Origin of the sequence: Pseudomonas parasichuanensis, from assembly GCF_021601385.1 — a bacterium.
In the GTDB taxonomy this organism is placed as follows: Bacteria; Pseudomonadota; Gammaproteobacteria; order Pseudomonadales; family Pseudomonadaceae; genus Aquipseudomonas; species Aquipseudomonas parasichuanensis.
In genome coordinates this window covers 69055-92564 of the sequence record NZ_BQHO01000007.1, presented here as the reverse complement: position 1 = coordinate 92564, position 23510 = coordinate 69055, and the positions used below count along the sequence as shown (strand labels likewise).

The following is a 23510-nucleotide window of genomic DNA, read 5'->3' as shown; positions in this document are numbered from 1 at the left end:
GTTGCCAGGGTGAGCCTTGGCGAGTGGGTATCGCTGGGGTTCAGCTAGATCAGGAGCACAAGGCTTTTCTCATCAGCGATGAACAATGGCAAAAGCTGCAGGCCCTATTTCCTCTTGGCCCGTTGCAGGCCTATGGTAACGCCAACGGCCTTGTCTTCGAACGGATCGCTGCAGCAGACGCCGTTGCTGGCTATGACAGTGTGCTTTTGATTGAGCAGGTTTATGCAGGCGCGGGGGGGCTGACGTTATCCTGTGGTACCCGTAGCTATCTGATACGGCTTGAGCGCTCCGGTGATGGCGCGCAGTTGCTTGAGCAGTTCGACAGAGTCTTTCTACCTGCCAAAGAAGCTTTCACAGGCCAGCATCTGGTGCGACTCAATCAGCCACTGGAACTGCCGCTTGCTGAATTGGACCCGCGCCCTGCTTTCAAAGGAAAGGCCTGTGTGCTTGGGCGGGACGGTATCGAGTTGCAGCGAGCGCACTTTGCGCTGTGTGATCATGAGCCCGAGTTATCTGATTGGTTGTCCCCTCAGTGGCAGTCTTGTCTATTGTCGGGCACCGTGCCTGTGCATACCGCAACCACTCCGGTACCAGAGTGGTTTCCGAGTGATTGCTATGTAGACGGTAGTGTATTTAGCAATAGAGCAGACTTGTTCGCCTTCCTTGATGCTATGGCGTGGGTGGAGTACGAGGCTCTGGCGAGCCGCCTGCGGTCGTTTCTGATGCAGGGCAGTGCTCGGCCGGATGAGCGTATTTATCCTTACACCGTCGATATTTGGATCAATGCGTTAACTTCAGCTGTTGCGCTGGATGCTGCAGAGGTGCGTGGTGCTGCGCCATTGTTGAGTGTGGTTATTCCTGCCTATAACTACGGTCGGTACCTAGGGCAGACCGTACGGTCAATTTTGGCTCAGGGCATTGAGAGCGTAGAAGTTCTCGTTGTGGATAATGCTTCGACGGATAACACTCAATCGGTGATGGCGGGTTTTTCGTCTGAGACGCGCGTCCGATATATGCGCAATCGGCGGAATCTTGGAGCTGGGAATAGCGCGCATAATGGTTTTTGGGCAGCTAAAGGGAAATACATAATTTTATTCATGGCCGACGATTTTATGAATCCAGGTCATGTGCAGCGCCTTATCCCATTGATGGAAGCTAATGCGGAAATCGCTGTAGGTTATAGCCCGATATGTTGGGTTGACGAACAAGGTGATCCGCTCGTGGGGCCTGCTCATCCGGGTCATCGCAGTCTTGATTATGTGGGTGGGCGTAATGAGGTCGCTGACCTTCTGATTTATGACAGCTATATTACCCCTTCCGCAGCTATCATTCGCAGAGACGCCTTTTTCAAGGCGTGGCGACGTGATGTCAGAATTAGAGGGTCAGGTGACTGGATGCTCATGGTTCAGCTTGCGGAGCTGTTCCCTGACTTTATTTTCACCACAGTGCCAGGCGTGAGTTATCGCGTACATGCTGCACAACATTCCCATGAATTCTATGTATCCACTGCTCCGTTGCAGGGGCATACCTGTATTCTCGAGGGCGTGTTCGAGCGCGGCAACGAGGGGCGCCTGAAGGGCTATGAACGTGAGGTTGCTGCGCATCTCAAACGCAGGCTGACGCTTTATCCGCAGGAGCAGGATACGGCGTTGGGCAAGCGGGTGTGGCAATTGTGCGAGCGCCTGGAAGCCCTGGCTCAAGACGCCGAGCGAGCGCTGTTCTCCATCATTGTCACCACGTATAACCGCCCCGAGTTACTCAAGGATGCGCTGAACAGCATTGCTCAGCAGTCGTTCAAGGACTTCGAAGTCATCCTGGTCAATGACAACGGCGACCCGGTCGAATCCTTGCTGGCTGATTACGAGTATCCAGTCACCTATGTCCGCCAAGGCCGTAATGGCGGCCCCGCCGCTGCCCGTAATACCGCTTTGCGATTGGCCCGTGGCCGGTATGTGGTCTATCTGGACGATGACGACCTGTATCTGCCTGGTCATCTCGACGCCTTGGCAACCGCGCTGGCAGAGCACCCCGACACTGTTGTGTACACCGATGCGGTATTCGTTGAGGAGACGATCGCGGCGGGCAAGCGGACCGAAGTGTCGCGTGCGCAACGCTACCCCCACGAGGCGTACTCCAGGGAGCGTTTGCTGGTTAACAACTACATCCCGGTCAACACCTTTGCCTGCCCGCGTGCGCTTGCCCTTGCGGTGGGCGACATCGACGAATCTCTGGCAGGTTTGGAGGATTGGGATTTCCTCATGCGCCTGAGCGCTCGAAGCGCCTTCCACCATATTCACCTTGAGACGGTGGAAGTCCGCATGCGCCTGGATGACGGTGCACCTGCGCGTCGTTCGGAGCAGGCACTCAAAGATTACCCTGCGCTTTATCGCGAGTTGTATGCGCGCCATGGCGACAATGGCTGGGAAGCAGTCAAGCGCGGGCGCCAGCAGATGCTCGAGCATCTGGAGGGAAAACCCAAGGCGTTGACATTGCAAAGCTGGCTGGCCGAACGCGTTCCGGATGCCATGCAGAGTCGTCTGATCGAGCAGCGCCTGCACGCGCATCAGGGCGGGCCTGTGATCGGGATCATTGTGCTGGACGCTGATGGGCACACAGATGCCTTGAAGGCCTCTGTGCAAAGCCTGAGTCGCGATAACGGCCTTTCTGCCACAGTGAAAGTCATCGCGCTGACCGCAGGGGAGGGGCCAGCGACTTCGGCTCAGGACAAACTGCAGGTCCTGCGCCTGACCGATGCCAGCCGCAGCGTTCAGCTCAATCAGGTGGTTCAGGCGGGTGAGTTCGACTGGTTCATGCTGGTGGAGGCAGGGAGTGAGTTCACGGCGAACGGGTTGCTGATTGCCGCGTTGGATCTGCTGGCGGCGCCTGGCTGCCGGGCGGTTTATGGTGATGAAGGTCTGCGCAGCGGTGCATCGGAAGTGGGCGCTGCGCTGCGCCCTGATCTCAACCTTGATCTGCTGCTCAGTTTGCCGGCGAGCATGTCGCGCCACTGGCTGTTCAACCGCCAGGTGTGGCTGGAGATGGGGGGCTTCCGTCAAGAGGCGGGCCAGGCGTTCGAGCTGGATTACATCCTGCGCCTGATCGAGTCCGCTGGCTTCGAGGGGCTGGGGCATATCAGCGAGCCGTTGCTGATCAGCGCAGCGCCGTCGCTGCGTGACTGCCCGGATGAGCGCGGGGTGATTCAGCGCCATCTGCAGGCGCGCGGTTTTGCCCAGGCTCGCGTCGAGTCTCGTCTGCCCGGGCGTTATGATCTCCACTATGGCGCCTCCGGCGACGCACCGGTCAGCATCCTGATTCTGCTCCAGGGCAACAGCACGGAGCGGGCGCTGCGTTGCATGGAAACCATCCTGGAGAAGACCACCTATCGCAACTACGAGGTGGTGCTGCTGGCACCGGTCAATGCCGCTCCTGCCGTGAACAGCTGGCTCGATGGCGTTGCCCGGCTTGGCACCGATGCCATTCGTTGCATGCGTTTCCCTGCCGGCATGGCGCCGGTGCAAATGCGCAACCAGGCCGCCGAGCAGGCCCGCGGTGACTTCCTGTTGTGGCTGGACGAAGGCGCTGCCGTGCTCGATGGCGATTGGTTGCAGCAGATGCTTAACCATGGCATGCGCCAGGAAGTCGGCGTGGTGGGGGCCAAGCTGGTGACGGGGGACGCCACCATCGGCCATGCCGGTTTCGTGCTCGGCCTGAATGGCCCTGTTGGCGAAGCCTTTGCCGGTCAGCCGATGGAGGCGCCCGGCTATCTGCAGCGGCTGCAGATCGATCAGAACTATGTCGCAGTGAGCGGCAAGTGTCTGCTGGTGAGTAAAAACCTGTTCCTGGAGCTGGGTGGTTTCGACGAGACCCCCGAGCTGCAGCGTTGGACGGATGTTGATCTGTGCCTGCGTCTGCACCGTGCCGGCTACCTGAACGTATGGACGCCGCGTGCGCAGTTGCTGCTCAGCGAGGATGCCGCGATGCCGGCCAGCACTGGGGAAGAAGATGCCCTGTATGCCCGTTGGCTGCCTGTACTGGCACGGGATCCGTTCTACAACCCGAACTTCTCGCTGTCCGCCGCCAATGGCTTCAGTCTGGAGCCCGCCGAGCTGAGCTGGCGGCCGCTGTCGTCCTGGAAGCCGCTGCCGACGATCCTGGCCCATGCGGCGGATGAGGGCGGATGTGGCAATTACCGGGTCATCCAGCCGCTCGAAGCGCTCAAGCGCGAGGGGCTGGCCGAGGGGCAACTGTCGTGGGCTCACCTGACGCCTGTGGAACTCGAGCGTTACCAGCCGGATAGCATCGTGCTGCAACGCCAGATCGGCGACCAGCAGATTGAGCACATGCGCCGGATGCACGCGTTCTCCCAGGCTTTCAAGGTCTTCGAGCTCGACGACTATCTGCCCAACCTGCCGATCAAAAGCGTGCACCGGGCGGACATGCCCAAGGACATGCTGCGCTCCTTGCGACGCGGCCTGGCCTATGTGGACCGCTTGGTCGTTTCCACGCAGCCGTTGGCCGAGGCCTTCGCTGGCTTGCATGGCGATATCCGGGTGGTGCGCAACACGCTGGATAGCCGCTATTGGAAAGGCCTCGAAGGCCTGCGTCGGCAGTCGCGCAAACCGCGCGTCGGCTGGGCAGGAGGGGCGAGCCACACGGGGGACCTGGAAGTGATCGCCGACGTGGTCAAGGAATTGGCTAATGAAGTGGAGTGGGTGTTCTTCGGCATGTGCCCGGACAAGCTGCGGCCCTACATTCATGAGTTCCACCAAAGTGTTTCGCTTGAGCATTACCCGCGGATGCTGGCCAGAATGAATCTGGACCTGGCTTTGGCACCCGTGGAGCAGAACCTGTTCAACGAGTGCAAAAGCAACCTGCGCCTGCTGGAGTACGGCGCCTGTGGCTTCCCGGTGATCGCCAGTGACCTGCGTTGCTACCAGGGCTACAACGACTTGCCGGTGACCTTGGTGAAGAACCGCTTCCGTGCCTGGGTAGACGCCATCCGCATGCATATCGCCGATATGGATGCCACGGCCAAGGCGGGCGATGCACTGCGCAATGCAGTGCTGGGCGGCTGGATGCTCGAAGGCGACAATCTGAGCAATTGGCGCAAGGCCTGGCTGGCGGATTAAGCCTGGCTCGACGTCCTCGCGCTTTGTCAGGCGAGGGCGTCTGTCGGTAAATGTGCACCGGCCTCTTCGCGGATACAGAGTCCCTGTAAAAGCGGCATTACCCGCGAAGAGGCCGGCGCAGTCCCACAAAACCCCCATCTCCGGCACGGCTATTGCTACACCGCAGGCAACATACCGTTTTTATGACGGTCAGCCACGCGAGAGAGCACGATGCCCCAGGCCACCCAGATATCCCTAGCCCCCGACCCACAGGGGCGCACCCCGGTCGAGCAGGAAAGTCGACGGGGTCTTGACCAGGCGTTCGCCCTGTTCAACCAGGTTTCCAGCCAGCTTACCGAGTCGTACGGCATGCTCGAGGCGCGCGTCAGCGAACTCAAGGGCGAGTTGGCGGTGGTCGGTGCCCAGCGCATGGCTGAACTCGGTGAAAAAGAGCGCCTGGCCAACCGCCTGCAGAACCTGCTGGACCTGCTGCCGGGCGGCGTCATCGTGATCGATGCCCAGGGCTATGTCGGTGAGGCCAATCCCGCCGCCTGCGAGCTGCTCGGCGAACCCCTGATCGGCCAATTGTGGCGCCAGGTGATTGCCCGTAGCTTTGCCCCGCGCGAAGACGACGGCCACGAAGTTTCGCTGCGTGACGGCCGCCGCCTGTCGATCGCCACCCGCTCGCTGGATGCCGAGCCGGGCCAGCTGGTGCTGCTCACCGACCTGACCGAAACGCGGCGCCTGCAGGACCAGCTGGCGCGCCATGAGCGGCTGTCCTCGCTGGGGCGCATGGTCGCTTCGCTTGCCCACCAGATCCGCACGCCGCTGTCGGCGGCCATGCTCTATGCCAGCCATTTGGCCGACAGTGAAAATGACCTGTCGGTGGAAACCCGCCAGCGTTTTGCCGGCAGCCTCAAGGAGCGCCTGCACGAGCTGGAGCATCAGGTCCGCGACATGCTGGTGTTCGCCCGTGGTGAGTTGCCCCTGGGCGACCGGCTGACGCCCAAGGCGTTGTTCCAGGCGCTGCAGCAGGCGGCCCAGGCCCATGTTCAGGGCCATGCGGTGCGTTGGCAGTGCGACACCCACCTGGGTGAGTTGCTGTGCAACCGTGACACGCTGGTCGGCGCCTTGCTCAACCTGATCGAAAATGCCTTGCAGGCCAGTGCGCAGCCGGCGCGCTTGAAAGTGCATCTGTACCGCCGCGAGCAGAACCTGCAAATGTGCGTCAGCGATGCTGGCTGTGGTATCCCCGCCGAGTTGCTGGCGCGGCTCGGTGAGCCATTCCTCACCACCAAGTCGACCGGTACCGGGCTTGGCCTGGCGGTGGTGCAGGCCGTGGTGCGGGCGCACCAGGGCAGTTTAGCGCTGCGTTCCAGGCCGGGGCGCGGTACCAGTGTCCGCGTGGTGCTGCCGCTGATCGTCGCTGGCGCAGCGGAGGCCCTGTGATGGATATCAAAGTGCTGCTGGTCGAGGACGACCGTACCCTGCGCCAGGCGCTGGTGGACACGCTCGAGATCGGCGGCTTTGCCCATCACGCAGTGGGGTCGGCAGAAGAAGCGTTGCACGCAGTGGCGCAGGAGCCTTTCAGCCTGGTGGTCAGCGACGTGAACATGCCGGGCATGGACGGCCATCAGTTGTTGGCGCAATTGGGCCGCAATCACCAGCACCTGCCGGTGCTGCTGATGACCGCCCACGCGGCAGTCGAGCGTGCGGTGGACGCGATGCGTCAGGGGGCGGTGGACTACCTGGTCAAGCCGTTCGAGCCCAAGGCGCTGATCAGCCTGGTTGAACGGCATGCCGCCGGTCAGCTCGGCGCAAGCGACGACGCGGGGCCGGTGGCTTGCGAGCCGGCCAGCCGGCAATTGCTGGAGCTGGCGGCGCGGGTCGCGCGCAGTGACTCGACCGTGCTGATTTCCGGCGAGTCCGGCACCGGCAAGGAAGTGCTGGCGCGCTACATCCACCAGCAGTCGCCGCGGTCGGCGGCACCGTTCGTGGCGATCAACTGCGCGGCAATCCCCGACAACATGCTCGAGGCCACGCTGTTCGGCCATGAAAAGGGTGCCTTTACCGGCGCCATTGCTGCCCAGGCCGGAAAGTTCGAGCAGGCTGAAGGTGGCACCTTGCTGCTTGACGAAGTCTCGGAGATGCCGCTGGGGCTGCAGGCCAAGCTGTTGCGCGTGCTGCAGGAACGCGAGGTCGAGCGCGTTGGCGGGCGCAAGCCCATCGCCCTGGATATCCGCATCCTCGCCACGACCAACCGCGACCTGGCGGGGGAGGTGGCGGCGGGGCGCTTCCGTGAAGACTTGTACTACCGTCTGTCGGTGTTCCCCATGGCCTGGCAGGCCCTGCGCGAGCGCCCGGCCGACATCGTGCCGTTGGCCGAGCGTCTGCTGGCCCGCCATGCCCGCAAGATGCGCCATGCCCAGGTGCGCTTGTCTGCCCAGGCGCAGGCTTGCCTGCAGGCTTACGCCTGGCCGGGGAACGTGCGTGAGTTGGACAACGCGATACAGCGCGCGTTGATTCTGCAGCAGGGGGGGATGATCGAAGCGGCGGATTTTTGTCTGGCTGGCGCCATTCCATTGTCGTCACCGAGCGAGGCCACTATTGCGCCATTACGCGGCGATCCGGCCGCCGAGGTGGGCGGGCTGGGGGACGACCTGCGCCGTCACGAATTCCAGATGATCATCGACACCTTGCGCGCCGAGCGCGGGCGTCGCAAGGAGGCTGCCGAGCGCCTGGGCATCAGCCCGCGTACGCTGCGCTACAAGCTGGCGCAGATGCGTGACGCCGGGTTCGATGTCGAGGCCAGCCTGTTCGGCTGAGGCACTCTTTTGAATAGTTTCTGGGCTGGCTGGCACTGCTCTTGCTAGTTTCTGCCCATTCGCTGCATGAGTGTCAAAAAAATGCGGCCGCCGGAGAGAGAAGTCCATGACCCAAGGTGTTGAATTCAATCGTCTGATGCTGGATATGCGCGCCATGCAGGCCGATGCCATGTCCATGCCCAAAGCGGCTGCCGCTCCTGAGCTGGCGCCTGGGCAAAGCAGTTTTGCCGACATGCTCGGCCAGGCCATTGGCAAGGTGAGCGAGACCCAGCAGGCCTCGACCCAACTGTCCAACGCCTTCGAGATCGGCAAGAGCGGTGTCGACCTGACCGATGTGATGATCGCCTCGCAGAAGGCCTCCGTGTCGTTCCAGGCACTGACCCAAGTCCGTAACAAGCTGGTGCAAGCGTACCAGGACATCATGCAGATGCCGGTTTAAGGCGAGAGTTGAGTCATGGCCGAAGCAGTCGTCGATAACGCCCCCGCCAAAAGCGGCCCGCCAGCAGCCAAGCCGCCGCTGTTCGGGCTGTCGTTCCTGGAAAACATCTCGCAGATGCCCATGCTGCGTCAGATCGGCCTGTTGGTCGGCCTGGCCGCCAGCGTGGCCATCGGCTTCGCCGTGGTGCTCTGGTCGCAACAGCCGGACTACCGGCCGCTGTACGGCAGCCTGGCGGGCATGGATACCAAGCAGGTCATGGACACCCTGGCCTCCGCCGACATTCCCTACACCGTGGAGCCGAACTCCGGCGCGCTGCTGGTCAAGGCCGACGACCTCTCCCGTGCGCGCCTGAAACTTGCTGCCGCCGGCGTGGCGCCAAGCGATGGCAACGTCGGCTTCGAATTGCTCGACAAGGATCAAGGCCTGGGCACCAGCCAGTTCATGGAAGCCACCCGTTACCGCCGTGGCCTTGAGGGCGAACTGGCGCGTACCGTGTCCAGCCTCAACAACGTCAAGGCTGCCCGCGTGCACCTGGCCATCCCGAAAAGCTCGGTGTTCGTGCGTGACGAGCGCAAGCCAAGCGCGTCGGTGCTGGTCGAGCTGTATCCGGGGCGCGCCCTGGAGGCCGGCCAGGTAATGGCCATCGTCAACCTCGTGGCTACCAGTGTTCCAGAGCTGGACAAATCGCAGGTGACCGTGGTCGACCAGAAGGGCAACCTGCTCTCCGACCAGTTGCAGGACACCGCGCTGACCATGGCCGGCAAGCAGTTCGACTACAGCCGCCGCATGGAAGGCATGCTCACCCAGCGCGTGCACAATATTCTGCTGCCGGTGCTGGGCAACGATCGCTACAAGGCCGAAGTGTCGGCCGATATCGACTTCAGCGCCGTCGAGTCCACCTCCGAGCAGTTCAACCCCGATCAGCCGGCGCTGCGCAGCGAGCAGTCGGTCAACGAACAGCGCGCCAGCAGCCAGGGCCCGCAGGGTGTGCCGGGCGCGCTGAGCAACCAGCCACCGGCAGGCGCCAGCGCGCCTGAGAATGCCAAGGCCGGCGCAACCCCCGCCGGTGCCATCCAGCCGGGGCAGCCGCTGGTGGACGCCAACGGCCAGCAGATCATGGACCCGGCCACCGGCCAGCCGATGCTGGCGCCGTACCCGGCCGACAAGCGCCAGCAGTCGACCAAGAACTTCGAACTGGACCGTTCCATCAGCCACACCCGTCAGCAGCAGGGTCGCCTGAGCCGCCTGTCGGTGGCCGTCGTAGTGGACGACCAGGCCAAGATCGATGCCGCCACTGGCGAGGCGACCCGCACGCCCTGGGGTGCCGAGGACCTGGCGCGCTTCACCCGCCTGGTGCAGGACGCGGTGGGCTTCGATGCCAGCCGTGGCGACAGCGTTACCGTGATCAACGTACCGTTCGCCGCTGACCGTGGCGAGCAACTGGTCGATATTCCGTTCTATTCGCAGCCGTGGTTCTGGGACATCGTCAAGCAGGTGCTGGGCGTGGTGTTCATCCTGGTCCTGGTATTCGGCGTGCTGCGTCCGGTGCTCAACAACATTACCGGTGGCGGCAAGCAGGCTGCCACAGACAGCGACATGGAGCTGGGCGGCATGATCGGTCTGGATGGCGAACTGGCCAACGACCGCGTCAGCCTGGGTGGCCCGACAAGCATTCTGTTGCCGAGCCCGAGCGAGGGTTACGAGGCGCAGCTCAACGCAATCAAGGGCCTTGTGGCCGAAGACCCGGGCCGCGTGGCCCAGGTCGTGAAAGAGTGGATCAACGCCGATGAGTGACAACCGAGCCGTTACCGCCAAGCTGAGCCGCGTCGACAAGGCGGCCATCCTCCTGTTGTCGCTCGGCGAGACCGACGCCGCACAGGTCCTGCGCCACATGGGGCCCAAGGAAGTGCAGCGGGTCGGCGTGGCCATGGCGCAAATGGGCAACGTGCACCGCGAGCAGGTCGAGCAGGTGATGAGCGAGTTCGTCGAGATCGTCGGCGACCAGACCAGCCTGGGTGTGGGCTCCGACGGCTACATTCGCAAGATGCTCAACCAGGCCCTGGGTGAGGACAAGGCCAACGGCCTGATCGACCGCATCCTGCTCGGTGGCAACACCAGCGGCCTGGACAGCCTCAAGTGGATGGAGCCGCGTGCCGTGGCCGACGTCATCCGCTTCGAACACCCGCAGATCCAGGCCATCGTGGTTGCCTACCTCGACCCCGACCAGGCCGGCGAGGTGCTGAGCAACTTCGACCACAAGGTGCGCCTCGACATCGTCCTGCGCGTGTCATCGCTCAACACCGTACAGCCTGCGGCGCTCAAAGAACTCAACCAGATTCTCGAGAAGCAGTTCTCCGGCAACTCCAACGCCGCCCGCACCACCTTGGGCGGCATCAAGCGTGCCGCCGACATCATGAACTTCCTCGACAGTTCCGTGGAGGGTGCGCTGATGGATGCGATCCGCGAGATCGACAGCGACCTGTCGGAGCAGATCGAAGACCTGATGTTCGTCTTCAACAACCTGGCCGATGTCGACGACCGGGGTATCCAGGCGCTGCTGCGCGAGGTGTCCTCGGATGTGCTGGTGGTATCGCTCAAGGGCGCCGACGAGCGGGTCAAGGACAAGGTCTTCAAGAACATGTCCAAGCGCGCCTCGGAACTGCTGCGCGACGACCTGGAGGCCAAAGGGCCGGTGCGAGTCAGCGACGTGGAGACAGCGCAGAAGGAAATCCTCACCATCGCCCGACGCATGGCCGAGGCCGGCGAGATCGTGCTGGGCGGCAAGGGTGCCGAGGAAATGATCTGACCTGCGGGGCGACGCGGTCCTCTGTAGGAGCGGCCTTGTGTCGCGAAAGGGCCGCGCAGCGGCCCCGCGATCTTGATGTCACCGCAAAACTGCCGGGGCTGCTTTGCAGCCCTTTCGCGGCACAAGGCCGCTCCTACCGGGGCGCGTTGGTTGCAGATGGCTTTTGAGTACCTGAAAACATGTCCACCACCGAACACCCCAGCGACCTGATCCGCGCCCGCGACCTCGAGGGCGTCGACGTCTGGGCGCTGCCCAGCTTCGACCCGGAGCCCGAACCCGAGCCGGAACCCGAGCCGGAAGTCATCGAGGAAGAGGTCGAGGAAGTGCCGCTGGAGGAAGTCCAGCCGCTCACCCTCGAAGAGCTTGAGGCCATCCGCCAGGAGGCCTACAACGAAGGCTTCGCCACCGGCGAACGGGAAGGCTTCCACAGCACCCAGCTCAAGGTCCGCCAAGAAGCTGAAGTAGCCCTGGCGGCCAAGCTGGCCAGCCTGGAGCAGATCATGCTGCACCTGCTCGACCCGATTGCCGAGCAGGACACCCAGATCGAAAAAGGCCTGGTGCAACTGGTCGCGAACATTACCCGCCAGGTCATCGGCCGTGAATTGCGCAGTGATTCCAGCCAGGTCATCCACGTCCTGCGTGAAGCCCTCAAGCTGTTGCCGATGGGCGCCGACAATATCCGCATCCACCTCAACCCGCAGGATTTCGAGCTGGCCAAGGCCCTGCGCGAGCGCCACGAAGAAAGCTGGAAACTGCTCGAAGACGAGGCGTTGCTGCCGGGTGGCTGCCGTATTGAAACGGCGCACAGCCGCATCGATGCGACCATGGAGACGCGTATCGAGAAGGCCGTGGCACAGTTGTTCGACCAGTCCCATGACCAGTTCCTGCACCCGGCAGCGCCGGACATCGCGGTCGAACTGGATGTGCAGGCAGGTAGCGACGATGCGCCTTGACCGTACCAGCTTCGGCAAGCGCCTGGCGGGTTACAACGATGCGGTGCGCTTGCCCGACCAGCCGGTGGTGGAAGGCCGCCTGCTGCGTATGGTCGGCCTGACGCTTGAAGCCGAAGGCTTGCGCGCGGCCGTCGGCAGCCGCTGCCTGGTGATCAACGACGACAGCTATCACCCGGTACGGGTGGAGGCCGAGGTCATGGGTTTTGCTGGCAGCAAGGTGTTCCTGATGCCGGTTGGCAGCATCGTCGGCCTTGCCCCCGGTGCGCGCGTGGTACCGCTGGACGACGGTGGTCGCCTGCCCATGGGCATGAGCATGCTCGGGCGGGTGCTCGACGGTGCCGGGCGGGCGCTGGACGGCAAGGGCGGCATGAAGGCCGAAGACTGGGTGCCGATGGACGGGCCGGTGATCAACCCGCTCAATCGCGACCCCATCAGCCGGCCGCTGGATGTCGGCATTCGCAGTATCAATGGCCTGCTCACCGTTGGCCGCGGCCAGCGCCTGGGTTTGTTCGCCGGTACCGGTGTGGGTAAGTCGGTGCTGCTGGGGATGATGACCCGCTTCACCGAGGCCGAGATCATCGTGGTCGGGCTGATTGGTGAACGGGGCCGTGAGGTGAAGGAGTTCATCGAGCACATCCTCGGCGAAGAAGGGCTCAAGCGCTCGGTGGTGGTGGCCTCGCCAGCGGACGATGCTCCCTTGATGCGCCTGCGTGCGGCGATGTACTGCACGCGCATCGCCGAGTACTTCCGCGACAAGGGCAAGAACGTTTTGCTGCTGATGGACTCGCTGACCCGTTTTGCCCAGGCGCAGCGTGAGATCGCCCTGGCCATTGGCGAGCCGCCGGCTACCCGTGGTTACCCGCCTTCGGTGTTCGCCAAGCTGCCCAAGCTGGTGGAGCGTGCCGGTAACGGCGAGGCGGGCGGTGGTTCGATCACCGCGTTCTACACCGTGCTGTCCGAAGGTGACGACCAGCAGGACCCGATCGCCGACTCTGCGCGCGGTGTGCTCGACGGTCACTTCGTGCTGTCCCGGCGCCTGGCCGAGGAGGGCCACTATCCGGCCATCGACATCGAAGCGTCGATCAGCCGGGTCATGCCCCAGGTGGTCGATGCCGATCACCTGCGCCAGGCGCAGAAATTCAAGCAGCTGTGGTCGCGCCTGTCGCAGAGCCGTGACCTGATCAGCGTGGGCGCCTATGTCGCCGGTGGCGATCCGGAGACCGACCTGGCCATCGCGCTGCAGCCCAACCTGGTGGACTTCCTGCGCCAGGGCCTGCAGGAGAACGTCGGTATGGCGCAGAGCCGCGACCAGTTGGGCGCGATCTTCGTGCCGCCGGCGGGCTGATAGGCCATGGCCCTGCCCGGTCGAGCAGCGCGCCTGGCGCCTGTTGTGGACATGGCCGAGGAGGCCGAGCGCAAGGCCGCCCAGCGCCTGGGGCATTTCCAGCAGCAGGTGGTGCAGGCGCAAGCCAGGCTCGATGAGCTCGCGCAGTTTCGCGAGGGCTACCAGGCGCAGTGGATCACCCGAGGCGGGCAGGGGGTCGATGGCAGCTGGCTGCTCAATTACCAGCGCTTTCTCGGTCAGCTGGAAACCGCCATGACCCAGCAGCGCCAGAGCCTCAGTTGGCACCAGAACAACCTCAACAACGCCCGCAACACCTGGCAGCAGGCCTATGCGCGGGTCGAGGGCCTACGCAAGTTGGTGCAGCGCTACCTGGACGAAGCCCGCCGGGCGGAGGACAAACGCGAGCAGCGGTTGCTCGACGAGCTGTCCCAGCGCCTGCCGCGGCACGGGCCGCTTTAGCGGTGGGTTTCAAGCGCGCGGTCGCGGGTGAAAACCAGCCCATGCGCTCCGCTGCATTGTGGTTTGCAGCTTGTGGCTGTGGCTGCTAAACCTTCAGAAGCCGCATTCGCCATCATCGAAGGAATCGCTCGCATGGCAGTCGAAACCGATTTTTCACAGGAAGGGAAAAAGCTGACCATCAAGGTCAAGGGCCGCTTCGATTTCGGCAAGCATCAGGAATTCCGGGATGCTTACGAGCGCCAGCGCCTGCGCCCGGAAACAGTGGTTGTCGACTTGAAGGAAGCCACCTATCTGGACAGTTCGGCCTTGGGCATGCTGCTGTTGCTGCGTGACCATGTGGGCGGGGACGACTCGGATATCCGCGTGGTCCATGCCAGCCCGGACGTGCGCAAGATCCTGGCCATCTCCAACTTCGACAAGCTCTTCGATATCGGTTGACTGCGGCCATGCCTGCCGAACAGGCGTTGACCGTACTGATTGCCGAGGACGGTGCTGCTGATCGCATGCTGCTGGCGCAGATCGTGCGGCGCCAGGGCCACGAGGTGTTCACCGCCGAAAACGGCGAGCAGGCGGTGGCGTTGTTTGCCGAGCGGCGGCCGCAGCTGGTCTTGCTCGATGCCCTGATGCCGGTGATGGATGGCTTCGAGGCCGCGCGGCAGATCAAGGCGCTGGCCGGCGAGGCGCTGGTGCCGATCATCTTTCTGACCTCGCTCAACGAAGAGCAGGCGCTGGTGCGCTGCCTGGAAGCCGGTGGCGACGACTTCATGGCCAAGCCCTACAGCGCGGTGATTCTTGCTGCCAAGATTCGTGCGATGGACCGTTTGCGTCGGCTGCAAGCCACGGTGCTGGAGCAGCGCGATGAAATAGCCCGGCATCACCATTACCTGCTCAACGAACAGCGCGTGGCCAAGGCCGTGTTCGACAAGGTTGCCCATTCCGGCTGCCTCAATGCACCGAACATTCGTTATCTGCAGTCACCTTATGCGCTGTTCAACGGTGATCTGTTGCTGGCAGCGTTCACCCCGTCCGGGGACATGCATGTGCTGCTGGGCGACTTCACCGGCCATGGCCTGCCGGCGGCGGTCGGCGCGATGCCCCTGGCGGAAGTGTTCTATGGCATGACCGCCAAGGGCTACGGGCTGGCCGAGACGTTGCGTGAAATGAACGCCAAGCTCAAGCGCATCCTGCCGGTGGACATGTTCTGTTGCGCGTTGCTGCTCAACCTGAACTTTCAGCGTGGCACGGTGGAGGTGTGGAATGGCGGCATGCCCGATGGCTATCAGCTGTCCGCCGAGGGCGAGGTGTTGGCGGTGCTGCCTTCGCAGCATCTGCCGTTGGGCATCCTTGCGCCGGAGGCATTCGACGATACTACGCAGGTGATGCCCCTTGCCGCCGGCGAACGGTTGTTGCTGCTGTCCGATGGCGTGGTCGATACCGGTGACGGGCAGGAGCGCTTGTTCGGTGTGCAGCGGTTGCGTGAGGTATTGGCGGCCAACCGGCAGCCGGCACGCTTGTTCGATGAGGTCATGGCGGCGCTGCAGGCCTTCGGTGGGCAGTCGCGGGATGACATCAGCCTGTGCGATGTGCGCATGCTGGCGCCAGACCAGGTTGTACCGCAGGCCATGGTTTATTCGGACAGCGGGCGCTCCAGCCCGCTGGAGTGGTCGCTGAACTTCGAGTTGCGCGGGGAAAGCCTCAGGCGTTTCAATCCGGTGCCGTATCTGGTGCAACTCTTGCTGGAAATCCATGGCCTGAGGCCCAGCAGCGGTAAATTGCACAGTGTGCTCAGCGAGCTGTATTCCAACGCGCTGGAGCATGGCGTGCTGGGGCTCGACTCGCGGCTCAAGCGCGACTCGCAGGGGTTTGCCGAGTACTATCGCCAGCGCAGCCAGCGCCTGGCCGAACAGGTGCAGGGTTACGTCGGTATCAGCCTGCACGTGGAACCACGCAGTGAGGGTGGCCGTCTGATGATCGAGGTCCGCGACAGTGGGGCGGGGTTCGATGTGGCAAGGGTACTTGCCCGCTCCCCGCTCGAGCAGAGCCTGAGTGGGCGTGGCTTGGGCCTGGTGATGCGCCTGGGGCAGCGTGCCCGGTGGCTGGAAGGCGGGCGATTGGCGCGGGTGGAGTTCGATTGGTGAGTCCGGGATGGCCCGGGCTTGGTGGCGGCAAGGCTTGATCAGGGAGTGAACAAGTGGTGGACATGCATATTGATCACAGGGTGCTGCGCGACCTGCGTGAGGTCATGGAAGGTGGCTACCTGCAGTTACTGGAAACCTTCCTGGAAGACTCCGAGCGGCGCCTGAACCAGTTGCACAAGGCCAAGGATGCCGCCGAGCTGGGCTTGGCGGCGCACAGCTTCAAGGGCAGCAGCAGCAACATGGGTGCGGTGGAGCTGGCAAGGCTTTGCCAGCAACTCGAGGAGCGCGCAAGGCAGGTGCCGTTGTATGGCATCGAAGACCTGATCAACCGTATCGACCAGGAGTACCAGGCCGTCCAGCTCTTCTATCGCAGTGAAAGCCAACGGATTTCCGCCGACTGAGGGGGCTTGGCGCGAGTTTTGCCTGTCTTTGCCCATTCGGTTTTTTTGAGTTTTGGCGCGGAGACCTTTTCTATGCCTGTCGCACCCAATCCATTGTTGCAATCCGGCCCTGCGAGCAGTGCCTCGCGCCCGGCCGCCGGCGTGGCGAGCAAGCCAGCGCAGGCGGCGCAAGGCAACGGTCCCGGCTTCGATCAGGTCATGTCCAGGCAGGGCCGCGACAGCGTGGCGAACCGTGACGACAAGGCAAGCCAAGGCCCTGCGCAAGCAGCCGGTAGCAGCAAGGCGCAGGCGCAGGCCGGCGGCAAGAAGGACGCCGCAGCCTCGAAAGACCTTGCCGATGACGGCAATAACTTGCCAGCGTCACCCGCCGATGGCAGCACAACGGCTGATGCCGCTGATGCAACGATCATCGACGCCAGCCTGGTGGCAGGCCAGGTCACCGATGCCCAGACGGGCGCCCAACTGATTCAGGCCCAGGCCGAAGTGGTCGCGCCGGTATTGCAGGCGGCCCTGCAGCCCGCGCAGCAGCCAGCGCCGCCTGCTGCGGATGCAAAGGCATCGCCGGCGGTCACCGAGTTCGATCCCGACGCCGACCCGCTTGCCGACATGCCGGCCCTGCGCCTGGCCCTCGAGCAGAGCGCCAAGGCCCAGGGGGCAACGTCGGCCCACGCCAGCAGTGCCCGTGTCGACAATAGTCAGCAAGCTGCCGAGCCTGATGCGGTTGCCGTCAATACCTTGGCGAATGTGGTCGCCCAAGTGGAGGCCGAGCCAGGGCATGCCGAGCATGGCGACAAGGCATTCGCCGGGCTGCTTGATAGCGGCCTGAAGGACCTCAAGGGCGCCAGCAGCGACACGCGCGTGGACGACTTTGCCGATCGCCTGGCCAGCCTCACCCAGGCCGTCACCGCCAAGACCGCCAATGCCGTGCCGGTTACCCCCAGCCCGCTGCAGCAGCCGCTGGCGATGAACCAGGGCGCCTGGACCGAGGGCCTGGTGAACCGTGTCATGTACCTGTCCAGCCAGAACCTCAAGTCGGCCGATATCCAGCTTGAGCCCGCCGAACTTGGCCGCCTCGACATCCGGGTCAATGTGGCGGCGGACCAGCCCACGCAGATTCACTTCGTCAGTGGCCATGCCGGGGTGCGCGATGCGCTCGACAGCCAGGTTCATCGCCTGCGTGAACTGTTTGCCCAACAGGGCCTGGCCCAGCCTGACGTGAGTGTCGCCGACCAGTCCCGTGGCCAGCAGCAACAGCAGGCCCAGCAGGACGCCTCGAACCTTTCCGGCGTAGCGGCGCGCCGCGCTGCTGCGGCAGGCGAGGGTGGTGAACTGGCCGAGGCCGGCAAGCCGGTGGAGCACCAGGTGGTGGTGGGCGACAGTGCGGTTGACTACTACGCCTGATGTTTCGCGCCCGCTGTAGGAGCGGCCTTGTGCCGCGAAGAGGCCGCAGCGGCCTCCAGCATTCTTGCGTAACGGCTGAGATCCTGGGGCCGCTTTGCGGCCCTTGCGCGGCACAAGGCCGCTCCTGCAAGGGGGCGTGCGCGGTGCTCCTGACAAATCTGGCATAACACTTGCTCAAGCCACGTCATCCTCCTTAGAAACCGCGATGGACGACGGATTATTGGCATGGCGAAGAGCGACGCAGTGAAAGACCCCGCCACTAAAGGCAAACTCAAGCTGATCCTGCTGCTGGTGCTGGCCTTGCTGCTGGCTGTCGGGCTGTCGGTGGGCGCCACCTGGTTCTTCATGCACAAGAGCGAGTCTGCTCCGGCGCCGGACCCAGCCCAGGCCAACGTCAAGCCGGCGGCGCTCTACGAGCCGCTGGCACCGGCCTTCGTGGTCAACTTCAACCAGAACGGCCGCCAGCGCTACATGCAGGTGAGCATCACCATGCAGGGCCGCAGCCAGGCCGACCTGGACGCGTTGAAAGTCCACATGCCGGTGATCCGCAACAACCTGGTGATGATGTTCTCCGGGCAGGGTTTCGACACCCTCGCCAGCAGCCCGGTAGGGCAGGAGATGTTGCGCCAGAAAGCCACCGCGGTGGTTCAGGAAGTGGCGCAGAAAGAAGTCGGCAGGCCGGTCGTCGACCAACTGTTGTTCACCAATTTCGTATTGCAGTAGGAGCACATAGATGGCCGTGCAGGACCTGCTGTCCCAGGATGAAATCGATGCCCTGTTGCATGGGGTGGACGATGGTCTGGTACAAACCGAAAGTGCCGGCGAGCCCGGCAGCATCAAGAGCTACGACCTGACCAGTCAGGACCGTATCGTCCGGGGCCGCATGCCGACCCTGGAAATGATCAACGAGCGTTTCGCCCGTTATACCCGCATCAGCATGTTCAACCTGCTGCGCCGCTCCGCCGACGTGGCGGTGGGTGGCGTGCAGGTGATGAAGTTCGGCGAGTACGTGCATTCGCTGTACGTGCCCACCAGCCTCAACCTGGTCAAGATCAAGCCATTGCGCGGTACCGCGCTGTTCATCCTCGACGCCAAGCTGGTGTTCAAGCTGGTGGACAACTTCTTCGGCGGCGATGGCCGCCACGCCAAGATCGAGGGCCGCGAGTTCACCCCCACCGAGCTTCGCGTGGTGCGCATGGTGCTGGACCAGTGCTTCGTCGACCTCAAGGAAGCCTGGCAGGCGATCATGCCGGTCAACTTCGAGTACATCAACTCCGAGGTCAACCCGGCCATGGCCAACATCGTCGGCCCCAGCGAGGCGGTGGTGGTATCGACCTTCCACATCGAGCTGGACGGCGGCGGTGGCGACCTGCACGTGACCATGCCGTACTCGATGATCGAACCGGTGCGCGAAATGCTCGATGCCGGTTTCCAGTCCGACCTGGACGATCAGGACGAGCGCTGGGTCAAGGCGCTGCGCGAAGACGTACTGGACGTTGCCGTGCCGTTGTCGGCCACCGTTGCCCGGCGCCAGCTCAAGCTGCGTGACATCCTGCACATGCAGCCTGGCGACGTAATACCGGTGGAGCTGCCCGAGCACCTGGTGTTGCGCGCCAATGGCGTGCCGGCGTTCAAGGCGCGGTTAGGTTCGCACAAAGGCACCCTGTCGCTGCAGATCATCGACCCGATCGAACGCCGCTGACGGCGTGCCGGTCGCTTTAAACGTATTGAAAGGTTGTCGAGGAAATCATGGCTAACGAAAACGAGATCAACTCCCCCGAGGAACAGGCACTGGCCGACGAGTGGGCTGCAGCGCTCGAGGAAACCGGTGATGCCGGCCAGGCGGATATCGATGCACTGCTCGGTGGCGACATGGGTGGCAGTAACCGCCTGCCGATGGAAGAGTTCGCAAGCTCGCCCAAGCCCAACGAGAACGTCAGCCTCGAAGGCCCGAACCTGGACGTGATCCTGGACATCCCGGTGAGCATCTCCATGGAAGTGGGCAGCACCGAGATCAACATCCGCAACCTGCTGCAGCTCAACCAGGGTTCGGTGATCGAGCTCGACCGCCTGGCCGGTGAGCCGCTGGACGTGCTGGTCAACGGCACCCTGATCGCCCATGGCGAGGTGGTGGTGGTCAACGAAAAGTTCGGCATCCGCCTGACCGACGTGATCAGCCCCAGCGAACGTATCAAGAAGCTGCGCTGAGTGAAGGGCATGGCGCGGGCCGTTTCGGCCCTGGCGGCGCTGCTGGCCAGCGAAGTGGTGATCGCCGCCGGCGAAACGGCTGCGGCACCCGCTAGCGTGCCCGGCGGTCTGGGGGCGCAACTGGCGCAGATGGTCTTCGGCCTGCTGCTGGTGGTGGGCCTGATCTTCTTCCTGGCCTGGCTGTTGCGGCGCATGCAGGGCAACGCGCAGCGCGGTGCCCAGGTGATCGAGATCGTCGGCAGCCGTGCCATCGGCCCGCGCGACCGCTTGCTGCTGGTGCAGGTCGGCAAGGAGCAGATTCTTATCGGCCATACGCCGGGCAGCATCGAAGCCCTGCATGTGTTGGCCGAGCCTGTCGAGGTGCCCACCGCGGCACGCCAGGCCACGCCGGAGTTCGCCCAGCGGCTGCTCGAGCTGATGGGCAAGGATCAGAAGGACAAGAAGTGATGATGGGCGCCCTGCGCATGCTGTTCACCCTGGCGCTGCTGCTGGCTGCGCCACTGGCCCTGGCTGCCGACCCGCTGTCGATACCGGCCATCACCCTGTCCAGCGGGGCGGACGGGCAGCAGGAGTACTCGGTCAGCCTGCAGATCCTGCTGATCATGACGGCGCTGAGCTTCATCCCGGCGTTCGTCATCCTGATGACCAGTTTCACCCGCATCATCATCGTCTTCTCCATCCTGCGCCAGGCGCTGGGCTTGCAGCAGACCCCGTCCAACCAGGTGCTCACCGGCATGGCGCTGTTTTTGACCATGTTCATCATGGCGCCAGTGTTCGACCGGGTGAACAAGGACGCCCTGCAGCCGTACCTGGCCGAGCAGATGACCGCCCAGCAGGCGATCGACAAGGCCCAGGGGCCGCTGAAGGACTTCATGCTGGCGCAAACCCGGCAAAGCGACCTCGACCTGTTCATGCGCCTGTCCAAGCGCACCGATATCGCCGGCCCCGACCAGGTGCCGCTGACCATCCTGGTCCCGGCCTTCGTCACCTCGGAGCTCAAGACCGCGTTCCAGATCGGCTTCATGATCTTCATCCCGTTCCTGATCATCGACATGGTGGTCGCCAGTGTGCTGATGGCCATGGGTATGATGATGCTGTCGCCCCTGATCATTTCGCTGCCGTTCAAGATCATGCTGTTCGTGCTGGTCGATGGCTGGGCGCTGATCATGGGCACCCTGGCCGGCAGTTTCGGCGGTGTCTGACACCCAAATGGAGAGCCTGACATGACGCCAGAAGTCGCCGTCGACCTGTTTCGTGACGCGCTGTGGCTGACCACGCTGATGGTGGCGGTGCTGGTGGTGCCGAGCCTGCTGGTCGGCCTGGTGGTGGCGATGTTCCAGGCCGCCACCCAGATCAACGAACAGACCCTGAGCTTCCTGCCGCGCCTGCTGGTGATGCTGATCACGCTGATCGTCGCCGGGCCGTGGCTGGTGCAGAAGTTCATGGAATACATCACCGGGCTGTACACCAACATCCCGCATCTCATCGGTTGACGCCGCCATGCTGGAGTTGACCAACGCGCAGATCGGCACCTGGGTCGCCACCTTCATCCTGCCGCTGTTCCGGGTGGCGGCGGTGCTGATGACCATGCCGATCTTCGGCACCAAGATGCTGCCGGCCCGGGTTCGCCTGTATGCGGCCGTGGCAATCACCGTGGTGATCGTGCCGGCCCTGCCACCGATCCCCGAATTCGAACCGCTGAGCCTGCGCGGCATGCTGCTGTGCGGCGAGCAGATCATCGTCGGGGCGTTGTTCGGTTTCTCCCTGCAGCTGTTGTTCCAGGCCTTCGTGATTGCCGGGCAGATTGTCGCGGTGCAGATGGGCATGGCCTTCGCCTCGATGGTCGACCCGGCCAACGGCGTCAACGTCACGGTGATCAGCCAGTTCCTGACCATGCTGGTGAGCGTGCTGTTCCTGCTGATGAACGGCCACCTGGTGGTGTTCGAGGTGCTGACCGAGAGTTTCACCACGCTGCCGGTGGGCAGCGCCCTGGTGGTCAATCACTTCTGGGAGATGGCTGGGCGCCTGAGTTGGGTAATGGGCGCCGCACTGCTGCTGATCCTGCCGGCGATCGCGGCGTTGCTGGTGGTCAACATCGCCTTCGGCGTGATGACCCGTGCCGCGCCCCAGTTGAACATCTTCTCCATCGGTTTCCCGCTCACCCTGGTGCTGGGCATGGGGATCTTCTGGGTCGGCCTGGCCGACATTCTTTCCCACTACCAGGCACTGGCCAGCGAAGCGCTGCAGTGGCTGCGTGAACTGGCACGGGCGCGCTGAGCATGGCCGAAAGCGAGAGCGGGCAGGACAAGACAGAGGAACCCACCGAAAAGCGCAAACGCGACGCGCGGGAAAAAGGTGAGATCGCCCGTTCCAAGGAACTGAACACGGTTGCCGTGACCCTGGCCGGTGCGGGCGGCGTGCTGGCCTTTGGCGGCTACCTGGCGGAAACCCTGATGAGCCTGATGCGCATGAATTTCAGCCTCACTCGCGAAGTGATCGTGGATGAGCGCAGCATGGGCGCGTTCCTGCTGGCATCGGGCAAGATGGCCATCTGGTCGGTGCAGCCGATCCTGATCCTGCTGTTCGTCATTTCGTTCGTCGCCCCCATCGCCCTCGGCGGTTTCCTGTTCTCCGGCAGCCTGCTGCAACCCAAGTTCAGCCGCATGAACCCGCTGTCGGGGATCAAGCGCATGTTCTCGATGAATTCGCTGACCGAGCTGCTCAAGGCCCTGGCCAAGTTCATCATGATCCTGGTGGTGGCGCTGCTGGTGCTGATCAGTGACCGTGAGGCGCTGCTGGCCATCGCCAAGTTGCCGATGGAGCAGGCGATCATCCAGGCGGTCCAGGTGGTCGGCTGGAGTGCCTTGTGGATGGCCGCGGGGCTGCTGCTGATCGCTGGGCTCGACGTGCCGTTCCAGCTTTGGCAATCGCACAAGAAGTTGAAGATGACCAAGCAGGAAGTGACCGACGAGTACAAGAACTCCGAGGGCAAGCCCGAGGTCAAGCAGCGCATACGCCAGCTGCAGCGCGAGATGTCGCAGCGGCGCATGATGGCGGCGGTGCCCGATGCCGACGTGATCATCACCAACCCGACCCACTATGCCGTGGCCTTGCAGTACGACCCGGAAAAAGGCAGTTCGGCGCCGCTGCTGCTGGCCAAGGGCACCGACTTCATGGCCTTGAAGATTCGCGAGATCGGCGTCGAGCACAAGGTGCAGATCCTCGAATCGCCGGCCCTGGCGCGGGCAATCTACTACTCCACGGAAATCGAGCAGGAAATCCCCGCCGGGCTGTACATGGCGGTGGCGCAGGTGCTGGCGTACGTGTTCCAGATCCGCCAGTACCGCGCCGGCCGGGGCAAGCCGCCGGAGCCGTTGAAGAAGGACTTGCCCATCCCCGACGACCTGCGGCGCGACAGCTGAGCCCG

Annotated in this window: 21 protein-coding genes; all 21 read left to right on the top strand. The window is 63.6% G+C overall.

Going from position 1 to position 23510, the window contains the following annotated elements; genetic code table 11:
* Positions 1-23: 23 nt before the first annotated feature.
* The 21 genes from L6D77_RS08110 to flhB all read left to right on the top strand — a co-directional run bounded on the left by L6D77_RS08110 (position 24) and on the right by flhB (position 23505).
* A complete protein-coding gene (locus L6D77_RS08110; RefSeq protein ID WP_232882827.1) occupies positions 24-5129 on the top strand; it encodes a glycosyltransferase in 5106 nt (1701 codons plus the stop codon).
* Positions 5130-5339: 210 nt separating this feature from the next.
* Positions 5340-6557 carry a sensor histidine kinase gene (locus L6D77_RS08105; RefSeq protein WP_232882828.1) on the top strand — a complete coding sequence of 406 codons (1218 nt, stop codon included), beginning with the start codon at positions 5340-5342 and terminating at the stop codon, positions 6555-6557.
* A complete protein-coding gene (locus tag L6D77_RS08100; protein WP_232882829.1) occupies positions 6557-7933 on the top strand; it encodes a sigma-54-dependent transcriptional regulator in 1377 nt (458 codons plus the stop codon). The genes L6D77_RS08105 and L6D77_RS08100 overlap by 1 nt, the downstream gene beginning before the upstream one ends.
* Before the next feature lie 106 nt (positions 7934-8039).
* Positions 8040-8372 carry a flagellar hook-basal body complex protein FliE gene (gene fliE, locus L6D77_RS08095; RefSeq protein WP_110991860.1) on the top strand — a complete coding sequence of 111 codons (333 nt, stop codon included), beginning with the start codon at positions 8040-8042 and terminating at the stop codon, positions 8370-8372.
* Between the two features lie 15 nt (positions 8373-8387).
* The gene (gene fliF, locus L6D77_RS08090) at positions 8388-10166 is read left to right on the top strand and encodes a flagellar basal-body MS-ring/collar protein FliF (RefSeq protein WP_232882830.1); all 1779 of its coding nucleotides are present in this window, start codon (positions 8388-8390) and stop codon (positions 10164-10166) included.
* Positions 10159-11178, top strand: a complete 1020-nt coding sequence (gene fliG / locus L6D77_RS08085; RefSeq protein WP_110991858.1) for a flagellar motor switch protein FliG — start codon at positions 10159-10161, stop codon at positions 11176-11178. Before fliF ends, fliG begins: the two co-directional genes overlap by 8 nt.
* Before the next feature lie 179 nt (positions 11179-11357).
* The gene (fliH, locus tag L6D77_RS08080) at positions 11358-12131 is read left to right on the top strand and encodes a flagellar assembly protein FliH (RefSeq protein ID WP_232882831.1); all 774 of its coding nucleotides are present in this window, start codon (positions 11358-11360) and stop codon (positions 12129-12131) included.
* Entirely contained in the window at positions 12121-13476 is a 1356-nt protein-coding gene (gene fliI, locus L6D77_RS08075) for a flagellar protein export ATPase FliI (RefSeq protein WP_232882832.1), read from the top strand. The genes fliH and fliI overlap by 11 nt, the downstream gene beginning before the upstream one ends.
* Positions 13477-13482: 6 nt before the next feature.
* Positions 13483-13935, top strand: coding sequence for a flagellar export protein FliJ (fliJ, locus tag L6D77_RS08070; protein ID WP_232882833.1), 453 nt, complete (start codon positions 13483-13485; stop codon positions 13933-13935).
* Positions 13936-14067: 132 nt separating this feature from the next.
* Positions 14068-14373 carry an STAS domain-containing protein gene (locus L6D77_RS08065; protein WP_232882834.1) on the top strand — a complete coding sequence of 102 codons (306 nt, stop codon included), beginning with the start codon at positions 14068-14070 and terminating at the stop codon, positions 14371-14373.
* Between the two features lie 8 nt (positions 14374-14381).
* On the top strand, positions 14382-16073 hold the full coding sequence (locus tag L6D77_RS08060) for an ATP-binding SpoIIE family protein phosphatase (protein WP_232882835.1): 1692 nt from the start codon (positions 14382-14384) through the stop codon (positions 16071-16073).
* A 53-nt stretch (positions 16074-16126) separates the two neighbouring features.
* Entirely contained in the window at positions 16127-16474 is a 348-nt protein-coding gene (locus tag L6D77_RS08055; protein ID WP_232882836.1) for an Hpt domain-containing protein, read from the top strand.
* 72 nt (positions 16475-16546) lie between these two features.
* Positions 16547-17875, top strand: a complete 1329-nt coding sequence (locus tag L6D77_RS08050) for a flagellar hook-length control protein FliK (RefSeq protein ID WP_232882837.1) — start codon at positions 16547-16549, stop codon at positions 17873-17875.
* A 225-nt stretch (positions 17876-18100) separates the two neighbouring features.
* Positions 18101-18598: a flagellar basal body-associated protein FliL gene (fliL, locus tag L6D77_RS08045; protein WP_232882838.1), complete on the top strand. Its 498-nt coding sequence runs from the start codon at positions 18101-18103 to the stop codon at positions 18596-18598.
* 10 nt (positions 18599-18608) lie between these two features.
* Entirely contained in the window at positions 18609-19577 is a 969-nt protein-coding gene (gene fliM, locus L6D77_RS08040; protein WP_232882839.1) for a flagellar motor switch protein FliM, read from the top strand.
* A gap of 47 nt (positions 19578-19624) precedes the next feature.
* On the top strand, positions 19625-20083 hold the full coding sequence (gene fliN / locus L6D77_RS08035; protein ID WP_232882840.1) for a flagellar motor switch protein FliN: 459 nt from the start codon (positions 19625-19627) through the stop codon (positions 20081-20083).
* Complete coding sequence (fliO, locus tag L6D77_RS08030) at positions 20084-20530, top strand: flagellar biosynthetic protein FliO (protein ID WP_232882841.1); 447 nt, start codon at positions 20084-20086, stop codon at positions 20528-20530.
* Between the two features lie 2 nt (positions 20531-20532).
* The gene (fliP, locus tag L6D77_RS08025; protein ID WP_110991958.1) at positions 20533-21285 is read left to right on the top strand and encodes a flagellar type III secretion system pore protein FliP; all 753 of its coding nucleotides are present in this window, start codon (positions 20533-20535) and stop codon (positions 21283-21285) included.
* 21 nt (positions 21286-21306) lie between these two features.
* Entirely contained in the window at positions 21307-21576 is a 270-nt protein-coding gene (gene fliQ / locus L6D77_RS08020) for a flagellar biosynthesis protein FliQ (RefSeq protein ID WP_110991846.1), read from the top strand.
* A gap of 7 nt (positions 21577-21583) precedes the next feature.
* Positions 21584-22360 (top strand): flagellar biosynthetic protein FliR, encoded by a 777-nt coding sequence (gene fliR, locus L6D77_RS08015; protein ID WP_232882842.1) that lies wholly within the window; start codon positions 21584-21586, stop codon positions 22358-22360.
* Between the two features lie 2 nt (positions 22361-22362).
* On the top strand, positions 22363-23505 hold the full coding sequence (gene flhB / locus L6D77_RS08010; protein ID WP_232882843.1) for a flagellar biosynthesis protein FlhB: 1143 nt from the start codon (positions 22363-22365) through the stop codon (positions 23503-23505).
* Positions 23506-23510: the final 5 nt, after the last annotated feature.

What these genes read in the sequence shown, in the direction of transcription:
- L6D77_RS08105 (WP_232882828.1), top strand. Translation starts at nt 5,340, where the DNA reads ATGCCCCAGGCCACCCAGATATCCCTAGCCCCCGACCCACAGGGGCGC.
- L6D77_RS08100 (WP_232882829.1), top strand. Translation starts at nt 6,557, where the DNA reads ATGGATATCAAAGTGCTGCTGGTCGAGGACGACCGTACCCTGCGCCAG.
- fliE (WP_110991860.1), top strand. Translation starts at nt 8,040, where the DNA reads ATGACCCAAGGTGTTGAATTCAATCGTCTGATGCTGGATATGCGCGCC.
- fliF (WP_232882830.1), top strand. Translation starts at nt 8,388, where the DNA reads ATGGCCGAAGCAGTCGTCGATAACGCCCCCGCCAAAAGCGGCCCGCCA.
- fliG (WP_110991858.1), top strand. Translation starts at nt 10,159, where the DNA reads ATGAGTGACAACCGAGCCGTTACCGCCAAGCTGAGCCGCGTCGACAAG.
- fliH (WP_232882831.1), top strand. Translation starts at nt 11,358, where the DNA reads ATGTCCACCACCGAACACCCCAGCGACCTGATCCGCGCCCGCGACCTC.
- fliI (WP_232882832.1), top strand. Translation starts at nt 12,121, where the DNA reads ATGCGCCTTGACCGTACCAGCTTCGGCAAGCGCCTGGCGGGTTACAAC.
- fliJ (WP_232882833.1), top strand. Translation starts at nt 13,483, where the DNA reads ATGGCCCTGCCCGGTCGAGCAGCGCGCCTGGCGCCTGTTGTGGACATG.
- L6D77_RS08065 (WP_232882834.1), top strand. Translation starts at nt 14,068, where the DNA reads ATGGCAGTCGAAACCGATTTTTCACAGGAAGGGAAAAAGCTGACCATC.
- L6D77_RS08060 (WP_232882835.1), top strand. Translation starts at nt 14,382, where the DNA reads ATGCCTGCCGAACAGGCGTTGACCGTACTGATTGCCGAGGACGGTGCT.
- L6D77_RS08050 (WP_232882837.1), top strand. Translation starts at nt 16,547, where the DNA reads ATGCCTGTCGCACCCAATCCATTGTTGCAATCCGGCCCTGCGAGCAGT.
- fliL (WP_232882838.1), top strand. Translation starts at nt 18,101, where the DNA reads ATGGCGAAGAGCGACGCAGTGAAAGACCCCGCCACTAAAGGCAAACTC.
- fliM (WP_232882839.1), top strand. Translation starts at nt 18,609, where the DNA reads ATGGCCGTGCAGGACCTGCTGTCCCAGGATGAAATCGATGCCCTGTTG.
- fliN (WP_232882840.1), top strand. Translation starts at nt 19,625, where the DNA reads ATGGCTAACGAAAACGAGATCAACTCCCCCGAGGAACAGGCACTGGCC.
- fliP (WP_110991958.1), top strand. Translation starts at nt 20,533, where the DNA reads ATGGGCGCCCTGCGCATGCTGTTCACCCTGGCGCTGCTGCTGGCTGCG.
- fliQ (WP_110991846.1), top strand. Translation starts at nt 21,307, where the DNA reads ATGACGCCAGAAGTCGCCGTCGACCTGTTTCGTGACGCGCTGTGGCTG.
- fliR (WP_232882842.1), top strand. Translation starts at nt 21,584, where the DNA reads ATGCTGGAGTTGACCAACGCGCAGATCGGCACCTGGGTCGCCACCTTC.
- flhB (WP_232882843.1), top strand. Translation starts at nt 22,363, where the DNA reads ATGGCCGAAAGCGAGAGCGGGCAGGACAAGACAGAGGAACCCACCGAA.